Origin of the sequence: Hymenobacter humi (assembly GCF_042665855.1) — a bacterium.
GTDB classification, from domain to species: domain Bacteria; phylum Bacteroidota; class Bacteroidia; order Cytophagales; family Hymenobacteraceae; genus Hymenobacter; species Hymenobacter humi.
Map to the genome: position 1 here is coordinate 2,865,946 of NZ_JBHTEK010000001.1, position 12,302 is coordinate 2,878,247.

The 12,302-nt window shown below is 58.3% G+C and carries 11 protein-coding genes and 2 pseudogenes; 1 reads left to right on the forward strand and 12 read right to left on the reverse strand.

Going from position 1 to position 12,302, the window contains the following annotated elements:
* Positions 1–50 precede the first annotated feature (50 nt).
* The 4 genes from ACFQT0_RS16125 to ACFQT0_RS16145 all read right to left on the reverse strand — a co-directional run bounded on the left by ACFQT0_RS16125 (position 51) and on the right by ACFQT0_RS16145 (position 3,252).
* On the reverse strand, positions 51–869 hold the full coding sequence (locus ACFQT0_RS16125; RefSeq protein ID WP_380204276.1) for a polysaccharide deacetylase family protein: 819 nt from the start codon (positions 867–869) through the stop codon (positions 51–53).
* A gap of 138 nt (positions 870–1,007) precedes the next feature.
* Positions 1,008–2,174 carry a hypothetical protein gene (locus ACFQT0_RS31685; RefSeq protein WP_449272071.1) on the reverse strand — a complete coding sequence of 389 codons (1,167 nt, stop codon included), beginning with the start codon at positions 2,172–2,174 and terminating at the stop codon, positions 1,008–1,010.
* Positions 2,175–2,207: 33 nt separating this feature from the next.
* A complete protein-coding gene (locus ACFQT0_RS31690; protein WP_449272072.1) occupies positions 2,208–2,822 on the reverse strand; it encodes an aldo/keto reductase in 615 nt (204 codons plus the stop codon).
* Positions 2,815–3,252 (reverse strand): aldo/keto reductase, encoded by a 438-nt coding sequence (locus tag ACFQT0_RS16145; RefSeq protein WP_380204278.1) that lies wholly within the window; start codon positions 3,250–3,252, stop codon positions 2,815–2,817. The genes ACFQT0_RS31690 and ACFQT0_RS16145 overlap by 8 nt, the downstream gene beginning before the upstream one ends.
* Before the next feature lie 411 nt (positions 3,253–3,663).
* Here ACFQT0_RS16145 and ACFQT0_RS16150 point away from each other — a divergent pair, with 411 nt between their 5' ends.
* On the forward strand, positions 3,664–4,095 hold the full coding sequence (locus ACFQT0_RS16150) for an SgcJ/EcaC family oxidoreductase (RefSeq protein WP_380206046.1): 432 nt from the start codon (positions 3,664–3,666) through the stop codon (positions 4,093–4,095).
* Positions 4,096–4,207: 112 nt separating this feature from the next.
* Here ACFQT0_RS16150 and ACFQT0_RS16155 read toward each other — a convergent pair whose 3' ends face one another.
* From ACFQT0_RS16155 to ACFQT0_RS16190, 8 genes and pseudogenes are all read right to left on the reverse strand, one after another.
* On the reverse strand, positions 4,208–4,654 hold the full coding sequence (locus ACFQT0_RS16155; RefSeq protein ID WP_380206047.1) for a CatA-like O-acetyltransferase: 447 nt from the start codon (positions 4,652–4,654) through the stop codon (positions 4,208–4,210).
* A gap of 389 nt (positions 4,655–5,043) precedes the next feature.
* Positions 5,044–5,418: a hypothetical protein gene (locus ACFQT0_RS16160; protein ID WP_380204280.1), complete on the reverse strand. Its 375-nt coding sequence runs from the start codon at positions 5,416–5,418 to the stop codon at positions 5,044–5,046.
* A 646-nt stretch (positions 5,419–6,064) separates the two neighbouring features.
* A pseudogene (locus ACFQT0_RS16165) lies at positions 6,065–7,897 on the reverse strand (methylmalonyl-CoA mutase family protein); the annotation flags it as partial.
* 208 nt (positions 7,898–8,105) lie between these two features.
* Positions 8,106–9,480: pseudogene (locus ACFQT0_RS16170) on the reverse strand (cobalamin-dependent protein); the annotation flags it as partial.
* A 107-nt stretch (positions 9,481–9,587) separates the two neighbouring features.
* Complete coding sequence (fdhA, locus tag ACFQT0_RS16175; protein ID WP_380204282.1) at positions 9,588–10,814, reverse strand: formaldehyde dehydrogenase, glutathione-independent; 1,227 nt, start codon at positions 10,812–10,814, stop codon at positions 9,588–9,590.
* Between the two features lie 59 nt (positions 10,815–10,873).
* The gene (locus tag ACFQT0_RS16180) at positions 10,874–11,287 is read right to left on the reverse strand and encodes a GlcG/HbpS family heme-binding protein (protein WP_380204284.1); all 414 of its coding nucleotides are present in this window, start codon (positions 11,285–11,287) and stop codon (positions 10,874–10,876) included.
* Between the two features lie 148 nt (positions 11,288–11,435).
* Complete coding sequence (locus tag ACFQT0_RS16185) at positions 11,436–11,939, reverse strand: hypothetical protein (RefSeq protein ID WP_380204285.1); 504 nt, start codon at positions 11,937–11,939, stop codon at positions 11,436–11,438.
* Positions 11,897–12,289 (reverse strand): hypothetical protein, encoded by a 393-nt coding sequence (locus tag ACFQT0_RS16190; RefSeq protein WP_380204286.1) that lies wholly within the window; start codon positions 12,287–12,289, stop codon positions 11,897–11,899. Before ACFQT0_RS16190 ends, ACFQT0_RS16185 begins: the two co-directional genes overlap by 43 nt.
* Positions 12,290–12,302: the final 13 nt, after the last annotated feature.

The window sequence follows — 12,302 nt, forward strand, 5'->3', positions numbered from 1 at the left end:
ATTGAGCTAAAGCAGCTGCGCTTGAGCCGGTGCGGAGGAGTAAAGTTCTGCTACTTTTTGGCAGATTCAGCTTGCTGCAGCGCTTTGATTTTGCTGGCCACCTCCACCATGGGCGCTACCCAGATTTCTTTTTCGTGGGCTTTGAGGTAGCGCAGCAGCTGGCGGTGGGCCTGCAGGTCCACGTTGAGGCTGTGGCCGCCGCCCACGCCGTGAAACAAGAACACCACCAACGTGTGCGACTGCTGCGCCTGCTTCACCAGCTCAATCAGTTGCGGGCCCGATTGGCCGTTTATCATGTAGCTGTTGATGTTGTCCAGGTTGACCTGGGCGGGCGCCTGGAGGCCGGACGTAACGCCGCGGGCCGCTACGAAGTCGTTTTTAAGCTGGTCGTAAAACGGAACGTTGCCAATTGCTAGGTCGCCGCAGGGGTAGGCGAAGGTGCGGTTGGTTTTGCCATCGATGGCATTGAGCAAGGTGTTGGTGACCCGTACTTCGTTTACGGCCCGGCTCACGGTGTACTTGCTCAGGTCATTGTCGGGCGTGACAAAGCCGCGGCCCGGCCGGCTGCCGTCGCACGGGTGAAACAGGGCGTGGTTGCCCGGCTCGTGCCCGCGCTTGGCCGCCTGCCGCCACTCGTTGAGCCGGCGCGCCACCACCGGCGACGAGCCAATCAGGTAAAAGGTGCCCCTCAGCTTTACCGAGTCCAGCGCCGGCAGGGCGTTGTCGAGGTCCACGTCGATGGCGTCGTCGTAGGTCAGCACCACGGCGCACTGCTTGTTAATCCAGGGGCTGCCGGCTTGGGCCTGAGCTGCGGTTCGGGCGCAGCCCAGCAGGGCAAGAGCAAACGTGATAATTCTACCGGGTTTCATGCGCTGTGAGTAGCTGATTGTTGCTGGGGGCACCGAGACTCAATCAGGATATAGAGACGCGTAGTTGTGTCTCGTGGTAGAACCATACCCTGCGGACAATTGCGAACAGCGGAGACCAGCAGACGCAAATATGCGTCTCTACATTCCAAAAGGCTTTGGGGGCTCGGCACTATCTGAGCTAAATACAGGCCTTGCTACTTCACTTCCTCCACTTCCACGCGCCGGTTGCGCGCATTGGGCGAAGTGAAAAGCGGGCGGCTGTCGCCGTACCCGATGGTGCTGATGCGGTCGGCCTCCACGCCGGCTTTCACCAGGTAGTCCTTCACGGCGGTGGCCCGCTGCTCCGAGAGCACCTGGTTTTTGTCGTGCTCGCCCACGCGGTCGGTGTAGCCCGAAACGCGAATGCGCACGCCGGGCCGGGCCTTGAGCTCGGCGGCCAGCTGGTCGAGGGCGGGGCGGCCTTCCGGCAGCAGGCTCGGGCGTGCCCACCTTGAAAAGCACCGTGGGCAGCACCACGGGCGTAGGCGCGATAATCGGGGGCGCCGGCGCCGGCCGCGCGGTATCGGGGCGTACGGTATCTGGCCGCGCGGGAGGTGGCGGGGCGGGTGCTGGGGGCGCAGGTTTGGGCGTGGCCTTCGCTACGGTGCCAGTTGCCTGGATGGTGATGGGCACCACCGGGCTCTGGCTGGTGGGGTAGTAGCCCTGCGTGAGGTAGAAGGTGGTGGTTTTGTTGAGCCGGGTGCGGTAGGTGTTGCCGGTGTTCAGCGGCTGCTTCAGCTCGGCGTCGGCGTACCACATCACGTTGCGGCCCGATACGCGAATGGTACTTTCGGTGCCGGCCTTCACCGTAGCCGGCGATTTCAGCTTGATGCGGTAAAACGTGAAGGTGCCCACGTCGCAATCGCCCACCGGGCGGTAGGTGGCGTGGCCGGTCAGCTTTTCCTGGCTCGCGTCGTAGGTGAACGTGATGGAGCCGTCGCACCAGTAGCTGTTGCGGGTGCGGCCGGTTTCGTTGAGCTTGCGGATGTGGTCGAGCTGCATGCCCTTGTCGGTACGCTTGCCCTGCATCTGAAACGTGACCGTGATGTGGGGCTGCCCGCCCACTTCCTGGTAGAGCACGCCAAAGAGGTCGGTGCCCTTGCTTTTCTGCAGCCGAAGCACGGCCGGCCACACGGCGTCGGGCTCGCCGGTGTCGGTTTCTACGCCCTGCCACACGCCCGACAGGGACTGAGCTTGCAAGTGCCCTGCTGGGCACGTCCCCGCTAGTAGCAGGGCGCCGATGCCATACCAAAAGCTGCGTTTCATAAGGACTAAATTAACCGCCTGTCGAAAATTCCGCTATTGTCGACCTTCATGTATTCTATAAATAGCAAGGCCTGTCTGCCCCGCGGTTAGGCTTCCGAACCCAATGCCTTGCCACTCGGTAACAACCCCGGCGCACGCGAAAGGATGCTTCCGCCGTGGCCGGCCAAACGATGAATACAGACGGAATAGTATAACGGCCGGCGCGCCTAGCCCAGAAACGCCATGTCTTCGGCGCTCAGCCGGATGTCTGCTGCTTGCAGGTTTTCGCGCAGATGCGCCAGCTTCGACGTGCCCGGAATCGGCAGTATCCAGGGCGACTTGTGCAGCAGCCAGGCAACGTTGAGCCTGCGCTTCGGAGGCGTTGTGCTTTTTGGCAACTGCCGCCAGCTTGTCGCCGGCCTTGGGAAGGCCGTGAATCAGCGAGAAAAAGGGAATGAGCGGAATGCCGTGCTGCTCACACAAATCCAACACTTCTTCGCCGCCTGGGTTGGCGCCGTAGGGCAGCTGCACGGTGGTGCGCTGGGCGTAGCTGTACATGTTCTCAACGGTGGCAATGGGGCCCAGTTGCAGGCCTTCTTCCAGTTCGGCGCGGGTCGCGTTGCTCAGGCCCACATGCAGAATTTTGCCTTCCTGCTGCATCTCAAACATGGCCCCGAGCCTGCTCGGCCAGCGGCACCGCGCCGTGCCCCATCAGGCGCAAATGCACCAGTTGAATCTGCTCCTGCCGGAGGGTACGCAGGTTGTTTTCGATGCTGGCCCGCAGGTTTTCGGGCGTGTTGTAGGGCACCCAGCTTTTATCGGGCCGGCGGGTGGCGCCCACCTTGGTGCAGATTACCAGGCCCGGCCAGTACGGATGCAGGGCTTCCGCAATCAGGCGGTTGGTCACATCTTCGCCGTAATAGTCGGCGGTATCCAGAAAATTCACGCCTGCTCCAACCGCCGTTTTGAGTATCTCCAGCGCCTCCCCGCGATTGGCCGGCTCGCCCCAGATTTCCGGACCGGTGAGGCGCATCGTGCCGTAGCCGAGGCGGTTGACGGTGAGGGGATGGGCAGAGTGCTGGGCGATGGTGATGGTCATGCATGAATGTGAAAAGCAGGCGTATGAATAATTAACAGTACTCAGTAAGCCAAAGGGCCCGTGGATGTTTGGCAATAGGGCTGAACCGACTTCCAAATGACACAATGAAGAGGACTGTACACCAGGCTCAACCTAAATAACTTAACATGGAAATTGATTTAATTTTGTTTAATGTAAAAATATTGCTAAATTATAATGACGCAGCCAAGCCTAACCTCCTGGCTGTAAGCTCCGCAAGAGGCATACCAGCTCAAACTTAATAGATTGATTTTACGGCCATGTAGCCCAGGGCCGCCAATTGCTTTTTCACCCTTTTCCTTAATGCCATGAAAACATTGTTGCTAAGCATCGGCGGTTTGTTATGCAGTCATCTCGCCTCGGCCCAGGCTCGCGCCCGCCGACGATAAGGCTATCCGGGCGGTAGTAGCTCATTGGGACGCCAACCTGAACAACCACCGCTTTCAGGAAATGACAACCTACACCACCAAGGACATCAGCTTCATCACCCCAGTGGGGATGCACTGGAAAGGCCAGTCGCAGCTGATAAAGGGCCATGAGGAGCTTTTCAAGATGTATAAGGGGGTGCCCTTCAAACCGTCCAACACGACCGTGCGGATGCTAACCCCGGAAGTGGCAGTGGCGAACGAGGAAATGGCGATTGGGGCTGCGTACCCACCCGACGGCGTTAACCGGGGCACGAACAGAGAAGCCCCCAGTCGGGACCTGGTAACCATGGTTCTCGTCAAGAAAAGCGGCCAGTGGCTGGTTGCCGCCGGCCAGGTAACTCAAATCAACGAAAAGGCCATAAAGCAGGCTCATCCCGTCGCTACCGTGAAAAAGTAAGCACTCGATTGGTCAAAATTGGTTAGCAAACTCCATGAGAAAAACCGCCCCGGAAGCTGCTGTAGCTTCCGGGCGGTTTTTCTTAGTTTCACTGCTAGACGTTCTCAAGCCCTTAGCCCAACAGTTCCTGAAAAGCTGCCATAAACAGCCCCACATGGTAGCCATCGGCCAGGCCGTGGTGAATGTTGACGGAAACGGGCATCAGCGTAGCCCCACCTTCCACGTAGGTCTGGCCCACCGAAATCTTGGGGCAGCTGTCGGGGTGGCTGAAGCTGCGAGCGTGGCTCAGGCCCGTGAAGCGCACCCACGGAATGGCTGAGAAGTGGATGACGTCGGGCCGGCCGGTCTGCTCGTTCAGGCGCAGTCCCTCGCTGGCTTGCACAGCCGCGATTTCGGCGTTGGCTGTCGGCAGAAAATCCGCCAGTTCGTCGTGGTGCTCAATAAAGGAAAACCCAAACGTCTGGTCAGCCCGGCCAATGGTAGCCGAGGCGTGGATGCGGTCGTAGTAGTACACTTGCCCATCCTCGATGCGGTAGCGGAAGGCTTCCACTTGGTTCACCGCCTGCAAGGCCGCGTGCAGGTAGTACAGGAAAAAGGGACGCCGAGTCGCTTGGCTTTGGCCAGGGCCCGGGTACAGTCAACGGTGGCCACCAGGCCGAAAAAGGCTCCTCAAACGCAGAGAAGAAGGCAAAATGCTCGCGCCGGTTCCAGCTGGCCAGGTCAATAAGGTGCTTCATGGGCCGGCAAAGGTTGGGGGTTTGCTTTGTAAGGGAACACGATGCAAGTGAAGCACCTTGAAACTAGGCGTAATAGTATTGCTCATGCCTTTACGCGCAAAACCCTGCCCTCCAAAGGTTGGGAAAGCAGGGCTTTAAAGATGGTAATTTGGATATAATTTGGCGGAGCGTAACTTTTGCTAATTAAGCAATTCAATAAAAAAACCGGGTATCAAAGACCTCTTAATTCGTCTATTATGTGGCTTATTTTCCTACCATTACTGTCTTCAATGGAGTTGAACAACAAAATGATTTTCTCGTCAATAGAAGCATCTAGACTCGATGGAAGGTGGAATATACTGAATATTCCACCTGCATTACGCTCGAATAGTTTGTCATTATTCTCGTCATAAATCGTAAAAGAATAAGTAGCATTTTGAGCTCCAGTAATGGCTTTGTTTCTGTCATCGACGGTAACTAAAACTGTTGCTGTTTTTAGGGATGCTTTATACGAATTGGTTTTGCTGGTTTTTTCCCAAAGCAATTTCTGGCTTTCAGTCTTTTGGGTTAATTGTTCTAGGAGCAGAACGACGTTTTCAAGATTCATTGTCAAGGGATTTGAGGTTTTCCGTCAGATTTGAGAAATAGTTTAGCAAATCATCGGTGTGCTTTAGGACAATTGTGAAATCGATACTTTCAAAATTGTCATTATTTAAAATGCTAACATCCAAATTGTGAACATCTTGCCTAAAGTCAAATATTAAGTTGTTTAAGCTAGGCTCGCCCTCTTGCTGCTCAATTTTAATATTTTGCCTACTGATGCGATTTAAAAGTGTACTGATGGTTGGCTTTAAGGTTGATAATCTCTGATGGCCGGTTTTAAATTCACGGTTAATAATATATGCTCTAGCTTCAGTAAGAAGATTATAAAGCCCGGATACTTCTACGAGCGTAAGGATATTATTATATCTTGAAACAGATTGTTTAATTGATTCAGCTTGTTCGCGTACTGATTTCAGCTGAATGAAAGTTAGAATTATACCAGCAGTGATATGAAGCCGCCTACTAGGGTATAAAAGTTAAATATTGTCCTGTCTGCTGTTTTGACTAGGGTGAAAAAGAGTACTACATGCAAAAGCGCTATTGTTAAAAGTATTCCTGCAAGCCAGCTTTTAAGATGGAATTCCTTCATGCTTGATACATAGTCAATTGACGGATTTTTGAACGATTCAGAATAAGGTTAAACACGAAACCTACATATTCCGTCGGTACTGGCCGCCGACCTCAAACAGCGCGTTGGTAATCTGCCCCAGCGAGCAGTATTTTACCGTTTCCATCAGTTCGGCAAACAGGTTGCCGTTGGCCACGGCCACTTGCTGGAGCTGCTTGAGGCGCGCCGGCGCCTGGTCGGCGTTGCGCTGGTGCAGCAGGGTGAGCATGTCGATTTGGTACTGCTTTTCCTCCTCCGTGGCGCGGATGACTTCGGCCGGCACCACCGTGGGCGAGCCCTTCGACGAGAGGAAGGTATTTACCCCAATGATGGGGTACTCGCCGGTGTGCTTCAGCATCTCGTAGTGCATGCTTTCCTCCTGGATTTTACCGCGCTGGTACATGGTTTCCATGGCCCCGAGAACGCCGCCGCGCTCCGTGATGCGGTCGAATTCGAGCAGCACCGCCTCTTCCACCAGGTCGGTTAGCTCCTCGATGATGAAGGAGCCTTGCAGCGGGTTTTCGTTTTTGGCCAAGCCCAACTCGCGGTTGATGATGAGCTGAATGGCCATGGCCCGGCGCACCGATTCCTCGGTGGGCGTGGTGATGGCCTCGTCGTAGGCGTTGGTGTGCAGGCTGTTGCAGTTGTCGTAGATGGCATACAGCGCCTGCAACGTGGTGCGGATGTCGTTGAAGTCGATTTCCTGGGCGTGCAGGCTGCGGCCCGACGTCTGGATGTGGTACTTCAGCATCTGGCTGCGGGCGTCGGCGCCGTACTTCAGCTTCATGGCCTTGGCCCAGATGCGGCGCGCCACCCGCCCAATCACGGCATACTCGGGGTCGATGCCGTTGGAGAAGAAGAAGCTCAGGTTAGGGGCGAAGTCGTTCACGCTCATGCCCCGGCTCACGTAGTATTCCACGAAGGTGAAGCCGTTGGAGAGCGTCAGGGCCAGCTGGGTAATGGGGTTGGCACCGGCTTCGGCAATATGGTAGCCCGAGATGGACACGGAGTAGAAATTCCGCACCTTCTGTTGAATGAAGTATTCCTGCACGTCGCCCATAAGGCGCAGCGCAAACTCGGTGCTGAAAATGCAGGTGTTCTGCGCCTGGTCTTCTTTCAGAATGTCGGCCTGCACCGTGCCCCGCACCTGCGTCAGCGTCTTGGCTTTGATGGTGGCGTACACGTCGGCCGGCAGCACCTGGTCGCCGGTCACGCCGAGCAACATCAGGCCGAGGCCGTCGTTACCGTCGGGTAGCTCGCCCTGGTAGCGGGGGCGGGCTAGGTTCTTCTCAGCGTAAATCTGGTCAATTTTGGCATCGACTTCTGCTTCCAGCCCGTGCTCCTTGATGTATAGCTCGCACTGCTGGTCGATGGCGGCGTTCATGAAAAACGCGGCCAGCGTGGCGGCCGGGCCATTTATGGTCATTGACACCGACGTGCTGGGGTTGGCCAGGTTGAAGCCCGAGTAGAGCTTCTTGGCATCATCCAGGCAGGCAATGCTCACGCCGGCGTTGCCGATTTTGCCGTAGATGTCGGGCCGCAGGTCGGGGTCTTCGCCGTAGAGCGTCACCGAGTCGAAGGCCGTGCTCAGGCGCTTTGCCGGCAGGCCCATGCTCACGTAGTGGAAGCGGCGGTTGGTGCGCTCTGGCCCGCCCTCGCCGGCAAACATGCGGGTGGGGTCTTCGCCCTCGCGCTTGAACGGGAACACGCCGGCCGTGTAGGGGAATTCGCCGGGGAAGTTTTCCTGCATGGCCCAGCGCAGGCGGTCGCCCCAGCCGGTGTAGCGCGGCGTGGCCACCTTCGGAATCATGTTGCCCGACAGCGACTTGGTGTGCGTCTGCACCCGGATTTCCTTGCCCCGCACCGAGTACACGTACTCCGGGTTGCGGTAGTTCTGCAGCGTGCTTTCCCAGTTTTCCAGAATGGCCTGGCTGTCGGCGTCGAGGCGGCGGAGCTGGGTTTGCTTGTTCTTGCTGAACTCTTCCACCGTGCTGTCGCCGTCTTTTTCTCGGCGCGGTAGTGCTCTTCCAACTTGGCAAAGGCACCGGCTACTTCCGCAATCTGAGCCTGCTCGCGCACGCGCTGGTCGTAGGCGCGGTTCGTCTCGGCAATCTCGGAGAGGTAGCGCGTGCGGTGCGGCGGGATGATGTAAATCTTCTCCGAATCCGAAGTGCTGGTTTCAAGGCTGGAGGCGAAGGTGGCGCCGGTCTTCTTCTCCAGCATCTTCAGCACGGCACGGTACAGCCGGTTCATGCCGGGGTCGTTGAACTGCGAGGCGATGGTGCCGAACACGGGCATTTCGTCTGTGGGCGTGTCCCACAGGCCGTGGTTGCGCTGGTACTGCTTGCGCACGTCGCGCAGGGCATCCAGGGCGCCGCGCTTGTCGAACTTATTAAGGGCAATGACGTCGGCGAAATCGAGCATGTCGATTTTCTCCAGCTGCGTGGCGGCGCCGTACTCGGGCGTCATCACGTAGAGGCTGGCGTCGGAGTGCTCGATGATTTCGGTGTCCGACTGGCCGATGCCGGAGGTTTCGAGGATAATTAGGTCGTAGTTGGCGGCGCGCACTACGTCCACGGCGTCCTGCACGTAGCGCGACAAAGCCAGGTTGCTCTGGCGCGTGGCCAGGCTGCGCATGTACACCCGCGGCGAGTTGATGGAGTTCATCCGAATCCGGTCGCCGAGCAGCGCCCCGCCCGTCTTGCGCTTGCTGGGGTCCACGGAAATAATGGCAATGGTCTTATCCGGAAAGTCCATCAAAAAGCGCCGCACCAATTCATCCACCAGCGACGACTTGCCCGCACCGCCCGTGCCCGTGATGCCGAGAATAGGAGCAGAGCGCTTCGAGCTCAACTCCTGATTCTGGTTGTTTTCGTTGAGCTGAAATTCAGCCACCAACTCACTCTTCACGCGCTCAAACTCCTCGGGGAAGTTCTCCGCCGCCGAAATCAGGCGGCCGATGCTGCGGGCATCTTTCTCTTTTACGTGGTCAGCTTCCCCGTTCAAATTCTGACCAGTCGGGAAGTCAGCCTGCTCGAGCAGGTTGTTAATCATGCCCTGCAGGCCCATGGCGCGGCCATCGTCGGGCGAGTAGATGCGGGTAATGCCATAGCCCTGCAACTCGGCAATTTCGGTGGGCAGAATCACGCCCCCGCCGCCGCCGAAGATTTTGATGTGGCCTGCGCCGCGCTGCTTCAGCAGGTCGTGCATGTACTTGAAGTACTCGTTGTGCCCGCCCTGGTAGCTGGTAATGGCAATGGCCTGGGCATCTTCCTGAATGGCGCAATCCACGATTTCCTGCACCGAGCGGTTGTGCCCGAGGTGAATCACCTCGGCGCCGCTGCTCTGAATGATGCGGCGCATGATGTTGATGGCCGCGTCGTGGCCGTCGAACAAGGCGGCGGCAGTTACAATGCGAACGTGGTTTTTGGGCTTGTAGGGCGCAACAGGAGCTTGCATGAGCAGGGGAGTAGCGAGTGGGAATTTGACGGGGTGAAGGTACGAAAGAAGCCCCGGCGCGGTAGCACCGGGGCTTTTGAAACGGAAGCATAGGAATGTTAGGTGGCCTAAGCGGCAGCTTTTTCTTTGGCCTTGGGCTTGACGTTCGGAATCAGGTTGTGGGGGTTAATCACAAACTTCTTCGCCACGCCGCTATCAAACTCGGCGTAGCCTTCGGGGGCCTGGTCCAGGGTAATTACTTCGACGTTAACGGCTTTTGCTATCTGCACCTTGTCGTACAGAATTGCCTGCATGAGCTGGCGGTTGTAGCTCAACACCGGAGTCTGGCCGGTATAGAAAGAGTGGCTCTTAGCCCAGCCTAGGCCGAAGCGGATGGACAAGCTGCCCTTCTGGGCGGCCTTGTCCTGAGCGCCGGGGTCGGCGGTGACGTACAGGCCAGGGATGCCGATAGAACCACCAGCGCGGGCAATTTCCATCAGGGAGTTGAGCACCGCGGCGGGCACTTCTTCCTTCGAGGTCCGGCCCTCGCCGTGGGCTTCAAATCCCACGCAATCGACGGCGCAGTCCACCTCGGGCACGCCCAGAATCTGGGCAATTTGCTGCGCCAAGGTCGCATCCTGGGTAAGGTCCACGGTTTCGCAGCCAAAGGAGCGGGCGTGGGCCAGGCGGGCCTTGTTCATATCGCCCACAATCACCACGGCCGCGCCCAGCAATTGAGCTGAGGCCGCGGCGGCCAGCCCAACCGGCCCGGCCCCGGCGATGTACACCGTAGCGCCCGGCCGCACGCCGGCCTTCACCGCGCCGTGAAACCCGGTCGGGAAAATATCGCTCAGCATGGTCAGGTCGCGGATTTTCTCCATGGCCTGGGCTTTGTCCGGGAATATTAGCAGGTTGAAATCGGCGTAGGGCACCATCACGTACTCGGCCTGCCCGCCAACCCAGCCGCCCATGTCGACGTAGCCGTAGGCGCCACCGGCGCGGCCCTCGTTCACGGTCAGGCAGATGCCGGTTTGCTGCTCCTTGCAGTTGCGGCAGCGCCCGCAGGCCACGTTAAACGGCACCGATACCAAGTCGCCCTTATTCAAGAACTCCACGTCGTCGCCGGTCTCGATGACCTCGCCCGTGATTTCATGGCCCAGCACCAGGCCGGGGGCCGCCGTGGTCCGGCCGCGCACCATGTGCTGGTCGGAGCCGCAAATGTTGGTGGACACGACTTTTAAAATAACCCCGTGGGTGATTTTTCGGCCCTTGGGGTTTTTCAGCTCCGGAAAATCAATGTTCTGCACCTCGACTTTGCCGGGTCCCAGATACACTACGCCTCGATTGTCTGCCATAACTATAGGAAATTAGGAGTGGGAGAAAAACCTGTCAGAAACCAGTCGCGGCGCGGTGGTTATTGGGCTGGCTGGGCCAGGGCCTGTACGCCGGCCTGGGCCACGGCATGGTCGTTTTCGACTGAGTCGCCCGATACGCCGATGGCGCCCATGAAGCCGCCGCTGCGCCCCGGAATGGGGATGCCGCCGGGGAACGTGATGAGCCCACCGTTGGAATGCTCGATATTATAGAGCGGGCCGCCGGGCTGCGACAAGCCGCCAATGGCGCCGGTGGGCATGTCGAAGAAGCGGGCCGTTTTGGCTTTCTTGATGGATATGTCGAGCGAACCCAGCCAAGCGTCATCCATGCGAATGAAAGCCACGAGGTTGGCGCCGGCATCGACCACGGCGATGTTCATATTGACATTCAGCTCAATGGCTTTCTGGTGCGCGGCCTGCAGGGCCGTTTGTGCTTGTGCTAGGGTAATACCCATAGTGCTGGTTGGTTAAGGTAGGAAAGAGGTGCTGCACGCAAATACGCGGCAGCTTCCTGAAGCCAACTAGCAGTTAGGTGATTTGGTTACGAGTGCTGAGCTACAAGCTGCGAAACATTCCTCCTTGGGAAATGGGCGCCCGCCGCCGTTAGCCGAACAGCACCGGTGGGCTGAGGGCCAGACGCCAGGCAAGGGCCACCAGCAATGCCAGCCCCAGTAGTCTCCAGGCCACGTGCGTGGGCCGTGGCCGCCGCACGGTATCCGAAAACACCTCACTCAAACAGCCCAACGCCAGTGGCGCAATGAGTAAGCCCATCATGACCAGGTGCAGGCCTTCGTGGATGGTGAAATAGGGCAGCTTGGTGAGGGCAATGAAAACGCTCCCCGCCACCCACGGCACCACCAGGGTAGCCAGCACCATGAGCTTGCGGTTGTGGTAGCGCATCACGGTTTTGGAGTCGTGGGCTTGCAGGAAGGCCAGGGCCCCGAAATAGCCCAACGCCAGCTGCACCAGGCCAAAGAGCAAGGCCACCAGGATGTTGACCACGTTGCCGAGCCGAAACAGCCAGTCGGGCACGTACCAAAAGCCCGACTGCGTAAACGTGTCCGCTAGCAAAGCACCAAACACCGCATTGCAGCTATGAAACGCCACCCACAGCAGGAACAGCTTGAGTGGCCGCGGTGGGCGCGCTCGCGGCGCCAGTACCACAAGAAAGCCCCGATGCCCAGCAGCAGGCACACCAGCGGCCCCACGCCGTAGGCCACAATCACGGCCATGGGCCACCATTCGCCATCGGTCATGGTGTACTCGATGCGGCTCGGGTCCCAGGTGCCGCGCAGGCTGTACATGTTGGATACGCCCACCTTTGCCAGCTGGTGGAGACCCCACACCAGGTAATAGGCCAGCACGAACAGGACCGTTCCGTTGAGGCCCGCAATGAAAAACTTGCGCTTGTCGGTTTGCTCGGAAGAAGAGGGGCGCGTAGAAGTTTCGGGTTGCATGGGCGGATTCTGT

What these genes read in the sequence shown, in the direction of transcription:
- ACFQT0_RS16125 (WP_380204276.1), bottom strand. Translation starts at nt 869, where the DNA reads ATGAAACCCGGTAGAATTATCACGTTTGCTCTTGCCCTGCTGGGCTGC.
- fdhA (WP_380204282.1), bottom strand. Translation starts at nt 10,814, where the DNA reads ATGGCAGACAATCGAGGCGTAGTGTATCTGGGACCCGGCAAAGTCGAG.
- ACFQT0_RS16190 (WP_380204286.1), bottom strand. Translation starts at nt 12,289, where the DNA reads ATGCAACCCGAAACTTCTACGCGCCCCTCTTCTTCCGAGCAAACCGAC.
- ACFQT0_RS16160 (WP_380204280.1), bottom strand. Translation starts at nt 5,418, where the DNA reads ATGAATCTTGAAAACGTCGTTCTGCTCCTAGAACAATTAACCCAAAAG.
- ACFQT0_RS16180 (WP_380204284.1), bottom strand. Translation starts at nt 11,287, where the DNA reads ATGGGTATTACCCTAGCACAAGCACAAACGGCCCTGCAGGCCGCGCAC.
- ACFQT0_RS31685 (WP_449272071.1), bottom strand. Translation starts at nt 2,174, where the DNA reads ATGAAACGCAGCTTTTGGTATGGCATCGGCGCCCTGCTACTAGCGGGG.
- ACFQT0_RS31690 (WP_449272072.1), bottom strand. Translation starts at nt 2,822, where the DNA reads ATGTTTGAGATGCAGCAGGAAGGCAAAATTCTGCATGTGGGCCTGAGC.
- ACFQT0_RS16145 (WP_380204278.1), bottom strand. Translation starts at nt 3,252, where the DNA reads ATGACCATCACCATCGCCCAGCACTCTGCCCATCCCCTCACCGTCAAC.